Here is a 17,903-nt window from a genome sequence, read left to right as displayed (position 1 = left end):
AAGTGAAATGGATGTTTAATCTGCGCTGCTGTTTTTTATCAAAGCGGACAAAAATTTAGATCATTATTTAATGATTCAGACAAAAAAAGCGCTCCATCCGGAGCGCTTTTTTAGATTTGAAATCTTAAAATTTAAATATCACGCACCGCGCCTTTTGAAGCGCTGGTCGTGTGCATCGCATAGGCTTTTAGTGCCTTCGATACTTTACGCGGGCGCTCTTCAGCAGGATGCCAGCCCTTGGCTTCCTGCACTTCGCGGCGCGCAGCCATGGTCGCTTCATCGACCGCCAAATGAATGGTGCGGTTTGGAATATCAATCTCGATACGGTCGCCATCTTCAACCAAACCGATTGCACCGCCTTCGGCTGCTTCTGGTGAAACGTGGCCAATAGAAAGGCCTGACGAACCGCCAGAGAAACGGCCATCTGTCAACAATGCGCAGTCTTTACCTAAGCCTTTCGATTTCAAGTAGCTGGTTGGATACAGCATTTCTTGCATGCCCGGGCCGCCGCGCGGGCCTTCATAGCGGATCACAACCACATCACCCGCTTTAATGCCCCCACCTAGAATGCTTTCTACTGCGGCATCTTGGCTTTCAAAGACACGTGCTGTACCGTTGAATTTCAGAATTGAGTCGTCAACGCCGGCAGTTTTTACAATACAGCCTTCCAGTGCGATGTTGCCGTAAAGCACCGCCAAACCGCCGTCCTGAGAGAAGGCATTAGCCGCATTACGGATTACGCCATTATCACGGTCACCGTCTAAGCGTGAGTAATAACGGTCCTGCGAGAATGCTGTTTGTGTCGGTACGCCGCCTGGTGCAGATTTGAAGAATTTATAGACGTCTTCATCTTCGGTACGGATGATGTCCCATTTATCCAGCGCATCTTTTAATGTTGCTTCATGAACAGTAGGTACTGAGGTATCCAATAGGCCTGCGCGGTCTAGTTCACCTAAAATTGACATGATGCCGCCGGCACGGTGCACATCTTCCATATGCACGTCTTGCTTCGCAGGCGCAACTTTACACAGCACAGGCACGTTACGCGACAAACGGTCAATGTCTGTCATGGTGAAATCAACTTCGGCTTCGTGCGCAGCAGCCAGCAAATGCAGCACCGTATTGGTTGAACCGCCCATTGAAATGTCTAAGGTCATGGCATTTTCAAACGCCGCTTTGGTCGCGATTGAACGCGGCAGCAGACTGTAATCGTTTTGCTCATAATGACGTTTGGTAATTTCAACGATAAGCTGTCCCGCACGCTCAAATAATTTTTTACGGTTGGCATGCGTTGCCAGTGTAGAACCATTGCCCGGCAAAGACAGACCCAATGCTTCTGTTAAACAGTTCATGGAGTTTGCAGTGAACATGCCTGAACATGAACCGCAGGTTGGACATGCAGAGCGCTCATACGCAGCCACTTCTTCATCTGTGAAACTGTCATCAGCAGCCACAACCATGGCATCAACAAGGTCGATCGCATGTTCATTGCCGCGGATTTTCACTTTGCCCGCTTCCATTGGGCCGCCTGAAACAAACACCACAGGAATGTTCAAACGCATAGATGCCATCAGCATGCCCGGTGTGATTTTATCACAGTTTGAAATACACACCATGGCATCTGCACAGTGCGCATTGACCATGTATTCCACTGAGTCAGCAATTAAGTCACGTGAAGGCAGTGAATACAGCATGCCGTCATGACCCATGGCAATCCCGTCATCGACAGCAATGGTGTTGAATTCTTTTGCGACACCGCCCGCCTGCTCAATTTGACGCGCCACGAGTTGGCCTAAGTCTTTCAGATGGACGTGACCCGGCACAAACTGGGTGAATGAGTTGACCACCGCAATAATCGGTTTACCGAAGTCTTCATCTTTCATACCAGTCGCACGCCATAAACCGCGTGCGCCAGCCATATTTCTTCCGTGTGTCGATGTTTTTGAACGATAGTCAGGCATTGTATTTTTCCAACAAAGTTTGAGCTTGAAATGAATCCTGAAGATTCATTCTGGCTAAATCATACTGATGATGAGTGTTAAATCGGCCGAATCAACCTATCATACTGCAAGCAATTGATTTACAAGACAGTCTTTTCTGCTCTTTAATGCAGGCAGAAATATCTACGGATAGGTCTGGATGATCTGACAATAAAAATCTCTTAATGAAATCTACTATACCGCCATCACTGATCAGACAATACAAAACTTTCATGAATAATTTTTAAATTTTATATAAATATAATTTATTTAAATTGAGGAAATTTAAAATCTTGAGTTATAAAAGGGCCTCCATAAAGGAGGCCCTTAATCTTTATTTTTGTTTAATTAGATATAATCCAAGACATTGTTTGCCTTCCAAGTCTGTACACAATTCAGCAGTTTTCGCGGAAATCCATTTCAAACCTAGGTTAATTTGTTTCTGACTATAATCAACCGCCTGACTACCGCAGCCTGCTTTTTTGTTGTCTGAGTTCACACTCATTGCAAAAACATCAATCTGTTTTGGATCTTGGGTACGAGTTACAGAAAACTCACCCGTCATTTTTTTTTGCTTCGCTCTATATTCCACTTTTGAAGGTTGAATAAACTGATAGCTTTCTGTACATTGAGTTTTTGCATTATACACTGTCCAAGTCCCCCAAAAATCTTTTTGCAAGTCAACTTGGGTTTTATCAAATGCTTGAGCGGATAAGGCATAAGCACTTGCAAGCATAAAACAGGATATTTTTTTCAACATTGCTGATCTTCCGTTCGGAAAAAATTGAAATATGCAACCAGCTTATCTGTACTGCATATTGTTTTAAAAATTAAACTATTACCAATTTACATTGACACGACGGTTAGGCGCTAAACACTGCACAGTAACAGCCGATTTTGTTTGCCCATCGCACTCTTTATATAAACGTGTCATGCCATTTGCATCGACTTTAATATAATTTGCATCAATACCATACTGCGTCAGCATATAAGCCACTGTATTTGCCCGTTGAGCTGAAAGAGCTTGATTATAATTAAAATTACCTAATTTATCAGTGAAGCCTGTCACTGTAACATGACGGCTACCAGATGATTTTATAGCAGTGGCAATATCTTCAACCCGACTAAAACTTCGATCAATCGCTTCGGGATCATGTCGATCAAAAGCAAACAATACACTGGCTTGAGCCGCTTGCGCATTTAAACCGCCAGCCACTAACGCATGTTTATCTGTCTCCATAGGCTCATTATTTACACCATATTGCACCAAACCTTGACAGGCTTCCCCTTTCCAATAATAAGCTTGTGCAAGGTAGTTTTTATCGAAGTCTATACGTAATTGGCAACGCTTGTAATTTTGAGTCTCAGGTACACGAATATCCAATACATAATTCCATTCGCGCACAAAAAACAGGCCTTCATTAAATTGCGGATGGCCTAAAATATAGCGAATTTGATCTTTAGTTAAACTAACATCGAGGCGTTTAACCTGATCATATTCATAACGGTGTACTTGGTCTAAGTAGCTTTTTTTCACATCTGGAAAATGAATCGAATCATCCGCCATTTGCAAGTTTAACTGTTCAGCTGCCGATACAGATGTGGTGCATGCTAGACCCACGATTGCCGAGCCCAAAAGGCCTTTTAACATTGTGTTCATTGTCATCTCAATCTTAATTTAAAAATAAAAGAAAAAGAGAGAGAAAGAGCCTTGCCCTTTCTCACCCAGCATGTTGATTAATCAATTACACCACTGATACCAACACGAACACTTGGATCACCGGTAGAACCTGATGCAACACCACCTGTCAATGACCAACGGCCATTATCGGCAGTTTTTCTTAAAGTTACCCCGATTGCATTTTCGCCGCCATGATAAGCAGCACCAGCAGCGTAGGTATATTTACCCGGTACATACGGTGCATTTTCTAAGGCCATAGCTGCCGCAATACCTGCATTAGCTTTTTTCTCGACATCATCAATACGTTTATTCGTCGTTTGGAAAGCTTGCTGCAATTGGTCACCTAAATTAGTGATTCGGTTACCTAATGCCTGATCTGCTTGGTTCAATGCACCTAATGCGTCACCAACGTTATTATATTTTTCACCATTCACTTCATAATTTGGCGCATCAAAACTTTGCGTAATATTGTTATAACCAGCCCCGCCACCTAAGTATTGTGCCAATTGTCCCATATTAACTGCATCACTATTTTGAACACCATTACTCACATTGCTCACGGCTTTATTGCCAGCATCAATACCAGATGCCGTCATGGATGGGCCATCTTTAATACTTACACCATTGTTATCAATAGTGGTATTGCCTGCAACAACTTTATCAGCATTCACGGTACCTGCATTAATTTCATTAGCAGTTACACTGTTCAACTTAATATCATCTTGCGTTGATACAACATAGTTGGTGCTGCCATCATTATTCTGGGTGGTTTCAACTTTAATATTATTACCCGCTTCAACAGTTGACTTTGCAGCAGCAGCATTTTTATTCACAGCAGCAATTGCATCATTGATGTTAGTTTCACCAGTACCACCAATGTTATTTAAATTACCATTAGCATCATATGCACCTGCCCCCATCATGTCGTGAATTTGACCGCCATTGATAGCATCTTGAGATCCTGCCGCAATTTGACCATCTGCAACATTGGTAATTTGCTTATTACCTGCATCAATACCGTTATTAGTAACACTTGGACCACCATCGATAGTTAATCCATTGTTATCAATCTTAGTATCACCAATGGTCATACTACCATCTTTGCCTAAATTCTGGTCTTTATTCAAATTAACAGTTACATTGCTGCCATCATTACTAATGCTGACATTGCGATCTGTATTACCAAAATTAACTGTATCAGTAGGTTTCACATTCGTTGCGGCACCGCCATTTGTACTTAAATTCCAACCTTTATTCGCTTGATCTGCTGAATCTTTGATTGAACTAATTGCATCATTAATGGTGTTTTGGCCCGTACCGCCAATGTTACTCACCACAATGTCGCCTTGACCATTCACTGTAGCATTGCCGCCAATTACATTTGATACATTATCCTGAGCGTTATATAGCTGACTGCCATTCACTGCATCTGTAGACGTTGAATTAACATCCCCTGCTTTAACATTGGTAATTTTCTGACTGCCCGCATTAATGCCGGTTTTACCAATGCTCGGCGTATTCGCAAGTGCAGTACCTGTACTGTCTACAAAGCTTAAACCTGAACTATTAATAACGGTGCCACCTGCATTGACACTGCCATTAGTGCCCAAATCTATTTTTTCAGCAAGGCGAATATCCAGCTGATTGGTACCATTTGCAACAACCCCAATATTACCAGTGGTAAGTGTCCCTGTAGCTCCACCTTTGATATTCAGCGTTTCACCAAGTTTACGAGATGCTGTACCGCTATCGCCAGCAAAGCCTAGCGGTTGATTCACTGCTTTATCTAATGCCGCTAAAGCATCACCTACATTGCTAACTGTAGATTTTGTTCCACTTCCAGCAGGATTAGTAGTAACAGTGTAACTAGGTAAAGAAATTCCACCGTCAGCTTGATTTGCAGCTGCCCCGCCACCTAAAGCTTGTGCTGTTTTATTGGCCAAATTGGCTAATTCTTCATTGGTTTGGAAAAGCTGGCTTCCATTAATGGCGTCAGTACTTGTACCAGACACGCGGCCTGCAGCGACATTAATAATTTGACGCTCATTCCCCACACTTCCCACGCTTACAGTTGATGTCGGATTTATGCCGGCATAATAATAGTCTTTACCATTAATTGTTGCTTTTTCTGTTGGGTTCGCAACTCCAGAAATAGAACCGCTGCCTAAGGCAACTGCGCTTGTATGCGTTACAGTTGCACCAGTACCTAAGGCCAAACCATTAGTTGCAGAAACATTGGTGCCAGTACCCATAGCATTTGAATTGTCAGCACTCGCTTTAGCGCCATTACCAAAGGCATTGGCATTTTCGCCAGCCGCCCCTGCATTATTACCAATAGCAATCGCCTGTAACCCGCTTGAAATCGCACTTGTACCAATAGCTAAAGTATTATCTCTTAATGCTTGAGCCCCATTGCCAATTGCATTGGCATTTTCAGCGGCTGCATTAGCATGATCACCAATTGCATTCGCACTTTTTTTCGTTGCTGTTGCATTGTTACCCATTGCATTGGCATTTATACCTGTTGCTTGTGCCTGTGTACCAATCGCATTGGCATTTTCAGCAGCTGCATTGGAGTGATCACCAATTGCATTGGCACTTTTTTTCGTTGCTGTCGCGTAGTTACCTATCGCGTTAGCACTTTCATCTGAAGCATTGGCATTATCACCAATGGCGTTCGCACTTGTTCCACTTGCTTTTGCTTCATTACCAATCGCAGTTGCACTGACTGCAGTAGCTTCAGCAGAATTACCCAAAGCACTTGCATTTTTTTGCGCTGCCAATGCTTCATGGCCAATGGCAGTACCATTATCCCCTTGTACAACTGCTTTACGACCAATTGCAATGGCTTGATCTGCATTCTGAATTTCAGAATAACTACCAATACCTACCGCATAGTCTGAAGTACCTGCAGTTTTATCAATCTGAATATTCGCACCTATTGCAATACTTTCCATGCCATTACTGCTAGCATTGGTACCCATAGCAATATTATTGGTGCTTTTTGCTAAAGCCGTCTTACCAATTGCAATTGAACTGTCACCATTTGCTTGTGTACTGGTATTACCAATTGCAACACTTTCTTTAGCATTTGCCGACGTATTAAAACCCATTGCAACACTATTGGTTGCGGCATTGCTGGTGGTTACACCTGCACCTATGGCTAAAGAATCTTCAGCAGCTGCACCGGTATTGTTTTCATTTGCTGGGTTTTTTGTATTAATGGAAACATGATGCTGACCATTTGCAGCGATTGCTGCATTTAATTGATTTAAGTTAACTGCATCAGTTCCAGCTGTACCCGCAGCTACATTGGCAATACGGCCATCTGGTGTATAGAGCACAGCATTACCGGGTAGTACACTAATTTGACCAGAGGACACTGCATTAATTGCTTCAGCAACAGTTTTGTATTGGTGTTTTGTACCACCTGTATCTTCTAATTCAACAACATATCCACCAAAATCACCTGCATCATTAACGGTAGTTTTTCCTCCAATTAAATCGGCAACTTTTTGCTGTGCTTGTTTTAATTGACTGACATTGACAGCGTCAGTACTATTTGCACCTGCAGCCACATTAGTAATGCGGCGCTCCTGCCCAGCTTGTCCAACAGATACAATATTAAAACCACCTGTTTTAAGATCGCCTGTCAAATATGCAGCGCCTGTAGACGTACCCTTAGCGACACTAGAGGCACCCAATGCCACATTATTGGTACTTGCTTCAGAATCACGTCCTAATGCGGTACCTGAATCTCCAGTGACTTTCGCTTGATAACCCACAACCGTCGCATAATCACCACCTGTTGCTTTTGCTGAGTTACCCAGTACGGTCGAACCTGTTGTCGCATCTACCTCTGAACCAATTGCTACTGATTCTGCAATATTAGCCACATTTTTATTGCTATCTCGACCAATAGAAATGTTGTCATCACCATTAATATTACTTCCAGCATTAACACCTATCGCAATATTGTCATCGGAACTATCATTTCCACCTACAGATAGATTTGAGCCCGCACCTACCCCCATGGCAATATTTCGATTTCCAACGACATTCTGTCCGCTGTCACGGCCAATAGCGATCAAGTCTGTACGATCATTGGTACTACCTTGAGTAGTATTTAAACCTGCATTTTGACCAATCGAAACCCCACCGGTTGTATCTGCAGAAGCACCTTGACCCAATGCCACTGCACCATCACGACCAGCACTTGAACTTGCACCTAATGCCAATGAACCTGTTGCTACTGCCTTAGCGCCCGCACCAATTGAAACTGCTTCTTCACCAGAAGCAGTGCCATTTGCACCAATTGCAATTGCTTTATTTGCAACTGCTTTAGACGAATCGCCAAGTGCAACACTGGATTCACCTGTTGCCAAATTCGACGTACCCAAAGCCAGACTGTTTTTACCCAATGCCAGATTTGAACCACTGCTCAATAAATTAAGCAAGGCATTTACTTGTGTCGTGGTGACTGGAGTACCATTAATCGCAGTAATATTGTCAGTGGTTTTACCATCAGTAAGGGGATCTGTTGTTACATCTAAACCATCAATAGCAGTAATTCTGCCATTCGCATCTTTTGTAAACTCAGGTGCTCGTGCTGTGCCTGTTGTTGAACCAATTGCCGTACTATTTAAACCAATAGCAGCCGACTCTGTACCAATAGCAACATTATTTTTTTGGTAAGCCTGTGCTTTATCGCCCATGGCAATAGAGCTTGCACCACTTGCAATTGCTTCCGGCCCGACAGCGATAGAGTCCGTGCCTTGTGCCCGCGAGTCATCTTTTGTCGAGTTGGTATGGAAATATTTAATCCCTACGCCTGCACCGCTACCAGACCCCACATCGACACCGGTAATATAAGCAAGTGCATCTTTTACATTAGTAAATTCAGTCGTGCTGCCTTGACCGTTATTGACCGTATAGGTCGGGGCAACTAACGCACCATTGGAATCCAGTGTTGTACCCAAGGCAGTAGCAATATTGTTGTTAACTGTATAAAGCTGCCCGCCATTAACAGCATCTGTACTACTTGCTTTACTAATATCACCAGCAGCTAAACCAGTAATTTTATTATTGTTAAGATTAGCTGTCCCATAAACATTTAAATTTCCACCGACTTTAGTATCTCCAGTAGATTCTAAAGTAGCACCTTTGACTGCACCGCTTGCTGTAATACCTGTTACCGTAGTTGTGCCTGAAACATTTAAATTTCCACCGACTTTAGTATCTCCAGTAGATTCTAAAGTAGCGCCTTTGACTGCACCGCTTGCTGTAATACCTGTTACCGTAGTTGTGCCTGAAACATTTAAAGTACCATTTACAGTAGTATTTTTTAAAGATGTTTCACCACTACTTACTGTTAAGCCATTTTTTGCTGTAATTAAGCCATCTGCTGTGGTTGTGCCTGCAACATTTAAATTTCCACCGACTTTAGTATTTCCAGTAGATTCTAAAGTAGCGCCTTTGACTGTACCGCTTGCTGTAATATCTGTTACCGTAGTTGTGCCTGCAACATTTAAATTTCCACCGACTTTAGTATTTCCAGTAGATTCTAAAGTAGCGCCTTTGACTGCACCGCTTGCTGTAATATCTGTTGCCGTAGTTGTGCCTGAAACATTTAAATTTCCACCTACAGTGGTATCTTTTAATAAGGTATTGCCAGCACTAACTGTTAAACCGTTACCGATCGTTGCTGAGCCTATTGTAGATAAAGTATCTGTGTTTACTGCACCGTCTGTACTTAACCCCGCATCACTTAAAGTCGTATTTGTACCTACTGTAACCTTATTAAAACTTACTTCATCTTTTGTGGCCACTACAACATCAGTCCCATTAGTTGTAATGGTAATATTATTTCCTTCTGTAACATCAGCATAAGTCGGCATCGCCACGCCTGACGCGATAGCTATAGCTGCTCCCACCGCAACTTTCACCGTTTTTGTTTTTGTTTTTCCTTTTGCTAACTCAGAAACGGCCACCCATTGACCTAAGGTTGCATTCCAAATAACTTTATAAATTTTATTCATAACATGTATCCTGGCACGAATGACTGAATTTGAGAGGGGGAAAATTTCACATACAAATATGATTGAAAAAAAATCCAATCTTATACATTTAACTATTTAAATACACATTAAGCAACAAAACAATTGTGATGCAGTTCACTTTTAAAATTAATGGAATTTATTTTAAATCTTCATTTTACACAAAATAAATATAAAAAAATTAATAGAACATTATTTAAAATCAATAAATTAAATTTATTTTTCAATTTAATTACCATATTTTTATTCAAAAAATCACACAAGAAAAATTCCGTTTTTTTCAATTTTAACAAAAAAAAAGATATTATTAAAAAAACATATCCTTTCCTGATTTTACACTTTACCTACATACTTATTTAAGAAATATTAAACATTTTTTATTATCTAATGTCGTATTAATGATTTTGCTATAATTAAGGCATGAACGAATATGACATGAGTCCCTCATTTGAAAATCATCTTTGCCGGTACACCAGAATTTGCCGCAACGGCATTAGCCGCGCTGCTTAACACTCAGCATGACATCGTAGCGGCCTATACTCAGCCTGACCGCAAAGCTGGACGCGGGCAAAAACTGACAGCTTCTGCTGTAAAACAATTAGCGCTTGAACATAACATTCCGGTATATCAGCCGCTGCACTTCAAGTCTTCCACAGAAGAAGGCCTCGCAGCGCAAGCTGAACTTGCCGCATTAAATGCCGATGTGATGGTGGTTGCCGCGTATGGTTTAATTTTACCGCAAGCCGTTTTAGATACCCCAAAATACGCCTGCCTCAATATTCATGGCTCATTATTGCCGCGCTGGCGCGGTGCTGCGCCGATTCAGCGCGCCATTGCTACAGGCGATGCAGCAACTGGCGTGACCATTATGAAAATGGCGGCTGGATTGGACACCGGCGATATGATGTATAAAACCCTTTGCCCAATTGAAGCGCATGACACGTCTGCAAGCCTGCATGACAAGCTCGCAGCGCAAGGTGCTGAAGCCATTGTCGCTGTACTCGAATCTGAAGAAAAGCTGCTGCATTATTTGCAGACCCGCGAAGTGCAGGATGAGGCGCAGACCGTATATGCGCATAAGCTGTCTAAAGCGGAAGCGCAAATTGACTGGTCGCAGAATGCCGTGCAAATTGACCGGAATATCCGCGCGTTCAATCCGTGGCCTGTGGCTTTTATTCCACTCGATGAAAAAAATAATCTGCGGGTCTGGGGTTCACTGCTGTCGGATGAAGATGCATCTGGCCAGCTTCCGGGCACAATCCTTTCATTGAATAAGCAAGGCGTGCACGTAGCCTGCGGCGATCAGCGCGCTATTTGCCTGACCAGCCTGCAATGGCCGGGCGGCAAGCCTTTGAACCCTGTACAAATTAATCAAACTCAAAAACTTACTGTTGGACAAACTCTATAATGAAGCAATCTCCCCACGCCTCAGGTAAAAACTTAAATTTACGTGCTCAGGTTGTGAAAACGTTATTGGCTGTCCAAAATGGTCAATCCTTGGCATCGGTTTTAAATCAGCATATCAATATCGTGTCAGATAAAGACCGCGCGCTGTATCATGAGCTGGTGCTGGGCTGCTTGCGCCAATGGCATGCTCTGAAACAAGTTACGCTGCCGTTATTGTCTAAACCGCTGGATAATGAAACTGTTGAAACCTGCTTGTATCTGGGCTTATACCAATTGCTCTGCACCCGGGTTGCTGCCCATGCGGCTATTTCTGAAACCGTAGAAGCCTGCAAGCAATTAGGCATGGAAAGTTTAAGCGGCGTGGTCAATGCCATTTTACGCCGTGCAACCCGTGAATCTGAGCAGTTTTATGATGTCTTGGAAAATGCATCGAATCTGCCAAGCTGGTTAGCCAAACGCTTAAAGAAAGACTGGGGAGACCAGTTCACAGAACTCAGCTATGAACTGAAACAGGTTGCGCCGCTCACGCTACGGGTCAATACACGCCAAGTCAGCCGTGATGAATATTTAGATATTCTGGAAGATGAAGGCATTGATGCGCACCGCTGTGAAATTTCGGATGTCGGCATTGTGATGGATGAAAGCCTGCATATTCCAAGCCTGCCCGGCTTTGAAGCCGGCGGTTTTTCCGTTCAGGATGAGCATGCCCAGCTTTGCGCCACGCTATTGCCTAATTTAGACGGCAAGTTCGTGATTGATGCCTGCGCGGCGCCCGGCGGCAAAACAGCGCATATTTTAGAGATGTATCAGCCGAAAAAACTGATCGCGCTCGACCAAGATGAAAAGCGCTTAAAGCGTGTTTCTGACAACTTGGAACGCTTGCTCTTGGACGGCAAGCACATTGACATTATCACCGCAGATGCTGTGAAATGGACAGCGCCTGAACCTGCTGACTGTATTGTCTTGGATGCGCCCTGTTCTGCAGTCGGCGTTATCCGCCGCCATCCAGATATTCGCTTGCTCCGCCAGTCGGGCGATATTGCAAAAACGGTTATTCTGCAAAAGCAGATTTTAGAAAATATGTGGTCGCAGCTGAAAGTTGGCGGCACCCTGCTTTACATTACCTGCTCTATTTTGAAAGCTGAAAATGAACAGCAGATGGTTGATTTTTTTGCCAATCATTCCGATGCCCAAGAAGTGAAAATTGAGGCGGATTGGGGAATTGAACAGCTCCATGGCCGACAGCTGTTGCCGCGCCAAGGTCAGGGCGATGGCTTCTATTATTGCCGCATTACCAAAACAGCTTAAAAAAAAAGCAGGCCTAAGGCCTGCTTTTTTAAATCAGCATTAAATCAAAGCGTATGCTGATCTTTCACATCTTCCAATACGTCATCCAGCTCTTCCGGATTTTTCATAAGATGCAAAATTGACAAAGCCAATCCGCCCCATAAAAACAGCATCGAAATAATCATCATCACAATTGCGGAAGTATTCATCTTAACGCTCCTCGCGGTCTTTTATCTGCGCCAAAACCACAGCAACCACGGCACAGAACATCACACAGCCCCATCCAAAAATCCACTGCAGGCTGGCGCTGTAATCGCCATAGCCCTTAATCAGCAAATGGTAAACGGTCATGGCCAGCGTCACCAGTAAAATCAATGAGGTGATGACGGTTAGAGTAAAGTCCCAGCCTTTGCCTAACTTGATGGTTGAAATAGCATTCACATGATTTTTAATATCCAGCAGCGCGGAACGCTTGAACCATGCAATACACATAATTGACAGTAGAGCGCCGCCAATAATGCCGATGTTATTAATAAAATGGTCAATGATGTCAACCAGTTTAATCGAGTTCACGCTGGAGAACAGTGCAATTGAAACCACTGCGCTTCCGCCGCCAACAATCGTTACAGCTTTTTTACGGCCCCACTTCAGCTTATCCATCATGGCCGCAATCGGAACTTCCAAAATACTGACCATTGATGAAATACCCGCCACAAAAAGCGATGTAAAGAACAAAATGCCGAACAGGTCTGCGCCAGAACCCAAGCTGGAAATGATTTTCGGGAATGCAATAAAGGCTAAGCCGATACCGCCGCTGACTACATCCTGCACATTTGAATTTGCCGCATTGGCCATGAAGCCCAGCGCTGCAAAAATACCGATGCCGGCTAAAATTTCAGTCGAAGCATTGGCAAAGCCGACGATTAGCCCCGAGCCAGTCAAATTGGTTTTTGGTTTCAAATAAGATGCATAGGTCACCATAATCCCGAAACCGACAGAGAGTGAGAAGAAGGTATGGCCATAAGCTGCTAGCCAGACTTTATAGTCCATCATGGCCGCCCAGTTCGGGGTGAAAAAAGCATTTAAACCGTCAGCAGCGCCAGGCAGGCGCAAAGCCTGAATCACCAGAAGGGTGAACAGCACAAACAGCAAAGGCATGAAAATTTTATTTGAAAGCTCAACCCCTTTTTTCACGCCGCCATACAGAATGGCTAAGGTCAGCACCCAAATGCCGGCCAGCGGCCAAAAGATATGGGAAACAAACTTAGGGTCAAAACCCGCAGCATCACTGGTTTGCAAATAGGTCTTAAAGAAAAAGCCTTCCGGGTCACTGCCCCACATTTGCCCAATCGAAAAATAGACATAGCTGCCTGCCCACGTCAGCACACTGGCATAGTACAAGCCAATAATAATGCAGACACAAACCTGCCACCAGCCTAGGGTTTCACCGCCGCGGAATAGCTTGCGGTACGCTTTTGGCGGCGAACTGCGGCCTTTATGCCCAACGGCATAGTCCAAGAATAAAAGCGGCAAACCCGCTGTAATCAAGGCAATTAAATATGGAATTAAAAATGCGCCGCCGCCATTTTCATAGGCCACATACGGGAAGCGCCAAATATTGCCAAGCCCTACTGCAGAACCAACCGCTGCAATAATAAAGCCCGATCGTGACGTCCAGTTTTCACGAGTATCTGTCATAAAATATCAACCTTAGGAACTTTCAATGCCGCTTTTTTATCGATTATTCGCAAGCAAAAAAGTTCCATTCAAAAAATAATTCTGTGCGCCTGACGCTGGCCTTACACCTTGTGAGTAACATCCGCCAATGACAAACAGGAAAATACTGCTCAATCTTGCTTAAAGTTTTTTACAGATATTGCCCTTTATATGAGCTTAACAATACCGCCTTTTAATTCAATTTTCTGTAATTTATGCTTCAAATATTCACGATTCATAATATATTTCTATTCAAACGCACAAATTATCAGCTTATTTTTTATACAAAATATTTTATGAATAATCAAACTTTTTGGAATATATTTTTATGCATCAAATCGCTTCATCTACTGCAAAAAAAAGCCGATATGGCCCCATTAAAAAAATGAAGGATTTTATTCAGGCCGGCATACACCCTCCTCAAGCAAAGTATTCAACATTTAACGGTTTGAGTACTGTATAAAATCTTCTGCAGAATCCTGTTTGAAGCCAGCTATCAGCCAAAACCATTTCTATTTCTTGCTATGCTGCAGCATCAATTCACCGGCTATCCCATCTTGCAAAAACTTAAGCTTGAAGTCTTTGCGCAACGGACCTTTCAAGCTATGATGCGCCGCGATGCATCCCCTTTTGCATGAATTGAAACACTTATATTATTCTTCATCGATGGAACGCGATATGAAAAACTCTTACCTGCTTTGTGCCTTTTTAGGCATGACTGCAATCAGCAATGCTCAAGCAGATGTAATTGGCGTCAAAGGCAACATTGACTACTGGCAGTACAGCACAGATCTAGACCATCCTCAATACAATCCATCCAATGCTCAGCTGGCAGATGACTATGGACTATCATTTTCTGTTAGCGTCGAACATCCTATTCCTTTTCTACCCAATGCAAAAATCAAGCATGTAAATTTAAAAGCCGAAAGTGACGAAAGTTTTTCCGGCACACAGCGTAATCAGGTCGATTTAGATTATTCAGATTTTATTCTGTATTACGAAATCTTAGACAATATTGTCAATGCAGATATTGGCGCCGGTGTAAAAAGCTTGGAAGGTGATCTGCACCATAATTACACGTCAATGCAAAACATTAGCGAAACCTTGCCTATGGTATATGCACAAGCAGGCCTAAAATTGCCGTTTACAGGTCTCAGTGCAAATGCGGAAGTCAGCATTGCAGGTCTGAATGATCAACGTGTTACCGATGCCCAAGCAGAATTAAAATACAATTTCATTGATTCGATTCTCGTTGATGTCGGCGCTAAAGCAGGTTACCGCATCTTAGATATTCAGCTGGAAAAAGATTCAGATGCCGAAACCAAACTGAAATTCAAAGGTCCGTATATTGGTGTAGAAGCGCATTTTTAAAATACGTCAACCTGTACGCCATAGCTTACACGATGTGACGTCAAGCAGGACTTTTCAAACATCTGGAAAGCTTTTATATTTAAGCTATACAGAGACAGGAAGTCTCATAACAACAAAATAAAAACAATAAAATGAAATCCGGCAGGATGCTGAGACCGAACAGGAGTTCAGTCTGAAACTGATATGAAAAAGCCCTCAGCAGGATGCCGGGGGCTTTTTTCTATGCCCAGCATTCACCTTGAATTCTGCTGAAAATCTCTATAAAAGAAAAAGGCCCATCCAAAATGAGCCTTTTGTCCAGAGCGCTATGTTCAGCTGTATGAGCGCTGCGCCTTCAAAGGTTTTTCAGTAGAAATAGCATCTTGAACATCCTCAGTTTCACTCTTACGGATAAAGAAGACCGCAATAGCAGCAATAATGACAGGAATACCCACGGCCATAAAATTAATTTGATGCGGCAATTCTTTCGCCAGCAGCATGCCAATCAAAATTGGCCCGACAATTGCGCCGGTACGGCCTACCGCAGATGCCCAGCCAATACCTGTCGAACGTACAGAGAGCGGATAATATTGCGCCACATAGCTGTACAGCAAAATTTGCGACCCTATTGCAGATGCACCGGCAACAGCAACCAATAAATAGATCACTGGCTGCGGTGATTTGAACCCCAGTAAAGACAATGCAACTGCACCAGCTAAACACAGGGTAATAATTACCGGTTTTAAATGGAACTTATCTGCCAATATACCGCCGCCCACTGTACCAATAACTGCACCGATATTCATTGCCAGCAAGAACATCAAACTGCTGCCCAGAGAATAGCCTGCAGCCATCATCAACTTCGGCAGCCAGCTGCCCAATGCATATAAGGTGAGCAGGCACATAAAGAAACAGAGCCAAAACAGCGCTGTGCCTAAGCCGCGCCCTTGCTGATACAGCGCTTTCACTGTTGTGCCGCCTGGAACCGCTGCTTCAGACAATTCTAGCGGCGTATTGGCATTTAATTTCTGTTCTGGAGAAATTTTCTGCAGCATTCGACGCGCTTCATCATGCCGGTTGGCCTTGACTAAAAAAGTTAAGGACTCCGGCAAAAATTTCCAAACCAATGGCAATAACAGCAAAGGAACACCTGCGATAAAAAACATGATTTGCCAGCCGTGATCTGGTGTAAACCAAGAGCCGAACAGTGCCGCCATAATGCCGCCCATAGCGTAGCCGCTGAACATTGTCGTCACCAGCGTACTGCGCAATTTTTTAGGCGCATATTCAGACGTCAAGGCCACGAGGTTTGGCAACACCCCGCCAATACCTAAACCTGCCAAAAAGCGCAGCGCGCCAAATTCCGTCGGATTTGACGCAAAACCGCCTGCAAAGGTAAATCCGCTAAAGATGAATACGCAGATCATAATGACTTTTTTACGGCCGATTTTATCTGCCAAAGTGCCAAAAAACATCGCGCCGAACATCATGCCAGCCAATGCGGTACTGGCCAGCATGCCCGCTTGAACGGTTGTCAGCCCCCAATCTTTCATTAAAAGCGGCAATGCAACGCCATTAATGGCCAAATCATAACCGTCAAATAGAATTAAAATAAGGCACCAGAGCATGATGCTTAAATGTGATTTTGTGAATTTTGCATTATCTACGACATGATTCACATTCATTGTGTTTGCCGACATAAGACCTCACCTCCAATTGTGAGATTGATTTTCGGTTTACAATGCTGGTTTGAATGGTTTTTGTCCAAAATTTCAAAGGTATCAAGCCATACCTTTGAAATATCCAAGTGGCAATTGGTAAGAAAATGTCAGAAAAAGCTATAGAAAACAGAAATATCTGCTTAAACTTTGAATAATGAATGGTGCGTACAGTTTTATTTTTTATAAATATCAATAAATTGCATATCAGACACTCACAATCAGACAATAGATGATTTGTGATAAAAATTGTCAGTTTTAACCCTGAATTTGCTTAAAAATCACCATGATATGCATCTTTAACTGTAATAATAATTCTAGACTCACTTCTTATGCGACTAAATCTTCAAGATTCGAAGCGCTATCTACAGAGAAATTATTGCACTTATATTTAATCTAATGTTTTTATAGAATCTGCCAATCTCGCAGACAGCTGAATTCCATCTAAGCATTGAATTAAGCCTTTATTTGTTTCTATTTCCTTCGTGATTGGGAGTATTCCTTCTTTTATTTTCCCTTTTCCTGCACATAAAAAAACACCCCCTGGGTTATCAGGGGGTGTTTCGAATAATGAGCTGGCGATGACTTACTCTCACATGGGTAACCCCACACTACCATCAGCGCTAAGAGGTTTCACTTCTGAGTTCGGGAAGGGATCAGGTGGTTCACTCTTGCTATTGTCGCCAGCACAACTGTTATGGACTTGTTC

General features: G+C 43.1%; 10 protein-coding genes and 1 rRNA gene. 3 read left to right on the top strand and 8 right to left on the bottom strand.

All coding sequences use genetic code 11. The features are described from left to right. Positions 1-131 precede the first annotated feature (131 nt). The 4 genes from ilvD to AZH43_RS08260 form a co-directional block, all read right to left on the bottom strand. Positions 132-1,961, bottom strand: coding sequence for a dihydroxy-acid dehydratase (ilvD, locus tag AZH43_RS08275; protein WP_081406793.1), 1,830 nt, complete (start codon positions 1,959-1,961; stop codon positions 132-134). A 352-nt stretch (positions 1,962-2,313) separates the two neighbouring features. Next, a complete protein-coding gene (locus tag AZH43_RS08270) occupies positions 2,314-2,739 on the bottom strand; it encodes a hypothetical protein (RefSeq protein WP_067668599.1) in 426 nt (141 codons plus the stop codon). A gap of 78 nt (positions 2,740-2,817) precedes the next feature. Continuing rightward, on the bottom strand, positions 2,818-3,630 hold the full coding sequence (gene tpgA, locus AZH43_RS08265) for a trimeric autotransporter adhesin/peptidogylcan-associated protein TpgA (RefSeq protein ID WP_406564615.1): 813 nt from the start codon (positions 3,628-3,630) through the stop codon (positions 2,818-2,820). Positions 3,631-3,716: 86 nt separating this feature from the next. Beyond that, a complete protein-coding gene (locus AZH43_RS08260; RefSeq protein ID WP_067668594.1) occupies positions 3,717-9,698 on the bottom strand; it encodes an ESPR-type extended signal peptide-containing protein in 5,982 nt (1,993 codons plus the stop codon). A gap of 466 nt (positions 9,699-10,164) precedes the next feature. Between AZH43_RS08260 and fmt the strand changes: the two genes are divergently transcribed. Both fmt and rsmB read left to right on the top strand, forming a co-directional pair. Further along, positions 10,165-11,124: a methionyl-tRNA formyltransferase gene (fmt, locus tag AZH43_RS08250; RefSeq protein WP_067668591.1), complete on the top strand. Its 960-nt coding sequence runs from the start codon at positions 10,165-10,167 to the stop codon at positions 11,122-11,124. Next, positions 11,124-12,431, top strand: a complete 1,308-nt coding sequence (gene rsmB, locus AZH43_RS08245; protein WP_067668590.1) for a 16S rRNA (cytosine(967)-C(5))-methyltransferase RsmB — start codon at positions 11,124-11,126, stop codon at positions 12,429-12,431. The genes fmt and rsmB overlap by 1 nt, the downstream gene beginning before the upstream one ends. Before the next feature lie 44 nt (positions 12,432-12,475). On the opposite strand, the gene AZH43_RS08240 is transcribed toward rsmB, so the two are convergent. Next, positions 12,476-12,619 carry a methionine/alanine import family NSS transporter small subunit gene (locus AZH43_RS08240; RefSeq protein WP_067668587.1) on the bottom strand — a complete coding sequence of 48 codons (144 nt, stop codon included), beginning with the start codon at positions 12,617-12,619 and terminating at the stop codon, positions 12,476-12,478. A gap of 1 nt (position 12,620) precedes the next feature. After that, a complete protein-coding gene (locus AZH43_RS08235; protein WP_067668585.1) occupies positions 12,621-14,108 on the bottom strand; it encodes a sodium-dependent transporter in 1,488 nt (495 codons plus the stop codon). Between the two features lie 696 nt (positions 14,109-14,804). On the opposite strand from AZH43_RS08235, the gene AZH43_RS08230 reads away from it, so the two are divergent. Beyond that, on the top strand, positions 14,805-15,497 hold the full coding sequence (locus AZH43_RS08230) for a TIGR04219 family outer membrane beta-barrel protein (RefSeq protein WP_067668583.1): 693 nt from the start codon (positions 14,805-14,807) through the stop codon (positions 15,495-15,497). A gap of 311 nt (positions 15,498-15,808) precedes the next feature. On the opposite strand, the gene AZH43_RS08225 is transcribed toward AZH43_RS08230, so the two are convergent. Continuing rightward, positions 15,809-17,176, bottom strand: coding sequence for an MFS transporter (locus AZH43_RS08225; protein ID WP_067668581.1), 1,368 nt, complete (start codon positions 17,174-17,176; stop codon positions 15,809-15,811). Between the two features lie 591 nt (positions 17,177-17,767). Next, positions 17,768-17,882, bottom strand: a 5S ribosomal RNA gene (rrf, locus tag AZH43_RS08220). Positions 17,883-17,903 lie beyond the last annotated feature (21 nt).

Source organism: Acinetobacter pragensis (assembly GCF_001605895.1).
Taxonomy (GTDB): domain Bacteria; phylum Pseudomonadota; class Gammaproteobacteria; order Pseudomonadales; family Moraxellaceae; genus Acinetobacter; species Acinetobacter pragensis.
Note: the sequence above shows the minus strand (reverse complement) of the source record. Positions and strands in the feature narration are given on the sequence as shown.

Excerpts from the sequence above, each read along its gene's own strand:
- ilvD (WP_081406793.1), bottom strand. The coding sequence starts at position 1,961 with ATGCCTGACTATCGTTCAAAAACATCGACACACGGAAGAAATATGGCT.
- AZH43_RS08270 (WP_067668599.1), bottom strand. The coding sequence starts at position 2,739 with ATGTTGAAAAAAATATCCTGTTTTATGCTTGCAAGTGCTTATGCCTTA.
- tpgA (WP_406564615.1), bottom strand. The coding sequence starts at position 3,630 with ATGTTAAAAGGCCTTTTGGGCTCGGCAATCGTGGGTCTAGCATGCACC.
- AZH43_RS08260 (WP_067668594.1), bottom strand. The coding sequence starts at position 9,698 with ATGAATAAAATTTATAAAGTTATTTGGAATGCAACCTTAGGTCAATGG.
- rsmB (WP_067668590.1), top strand. The coding sequence starts at position 11,124 with ATGAAGCAATCTCCCCACGCCTCAGGTAAAAACTTAAATTTACGTGCT.
- AZH43_RS08240 (WP_067668587.1), bottom strand. The coding sequence starts at position 12,619 with ATGAATACTTCCGCAATTGTGATGATGATTATTTCGATGCTGTTTTTA.
- AZH43_RS08235 (WP_067668585.1), bottom strand. The coding sequence starts at position 14,108 with ATGACAGATACTCGTGAAAACTGGACGTCACGATCGGGCTTTATTATT.
- AZH43_RS08230 (WP_067668583.1), top strand. The coding sequence starts at position 14,805 with ATGAAAAACTCTTACCTGCTTTGTGCCTTTTTAGGCATGACTGCAATC.
- AZH43_RS08225 (WP_067668581.1), bottom strand. The coding sequence starts at position 17,176 with ATGTCGGCAAACACAATGAATGTGAATCATGTCGTAGATAATGCAAAA.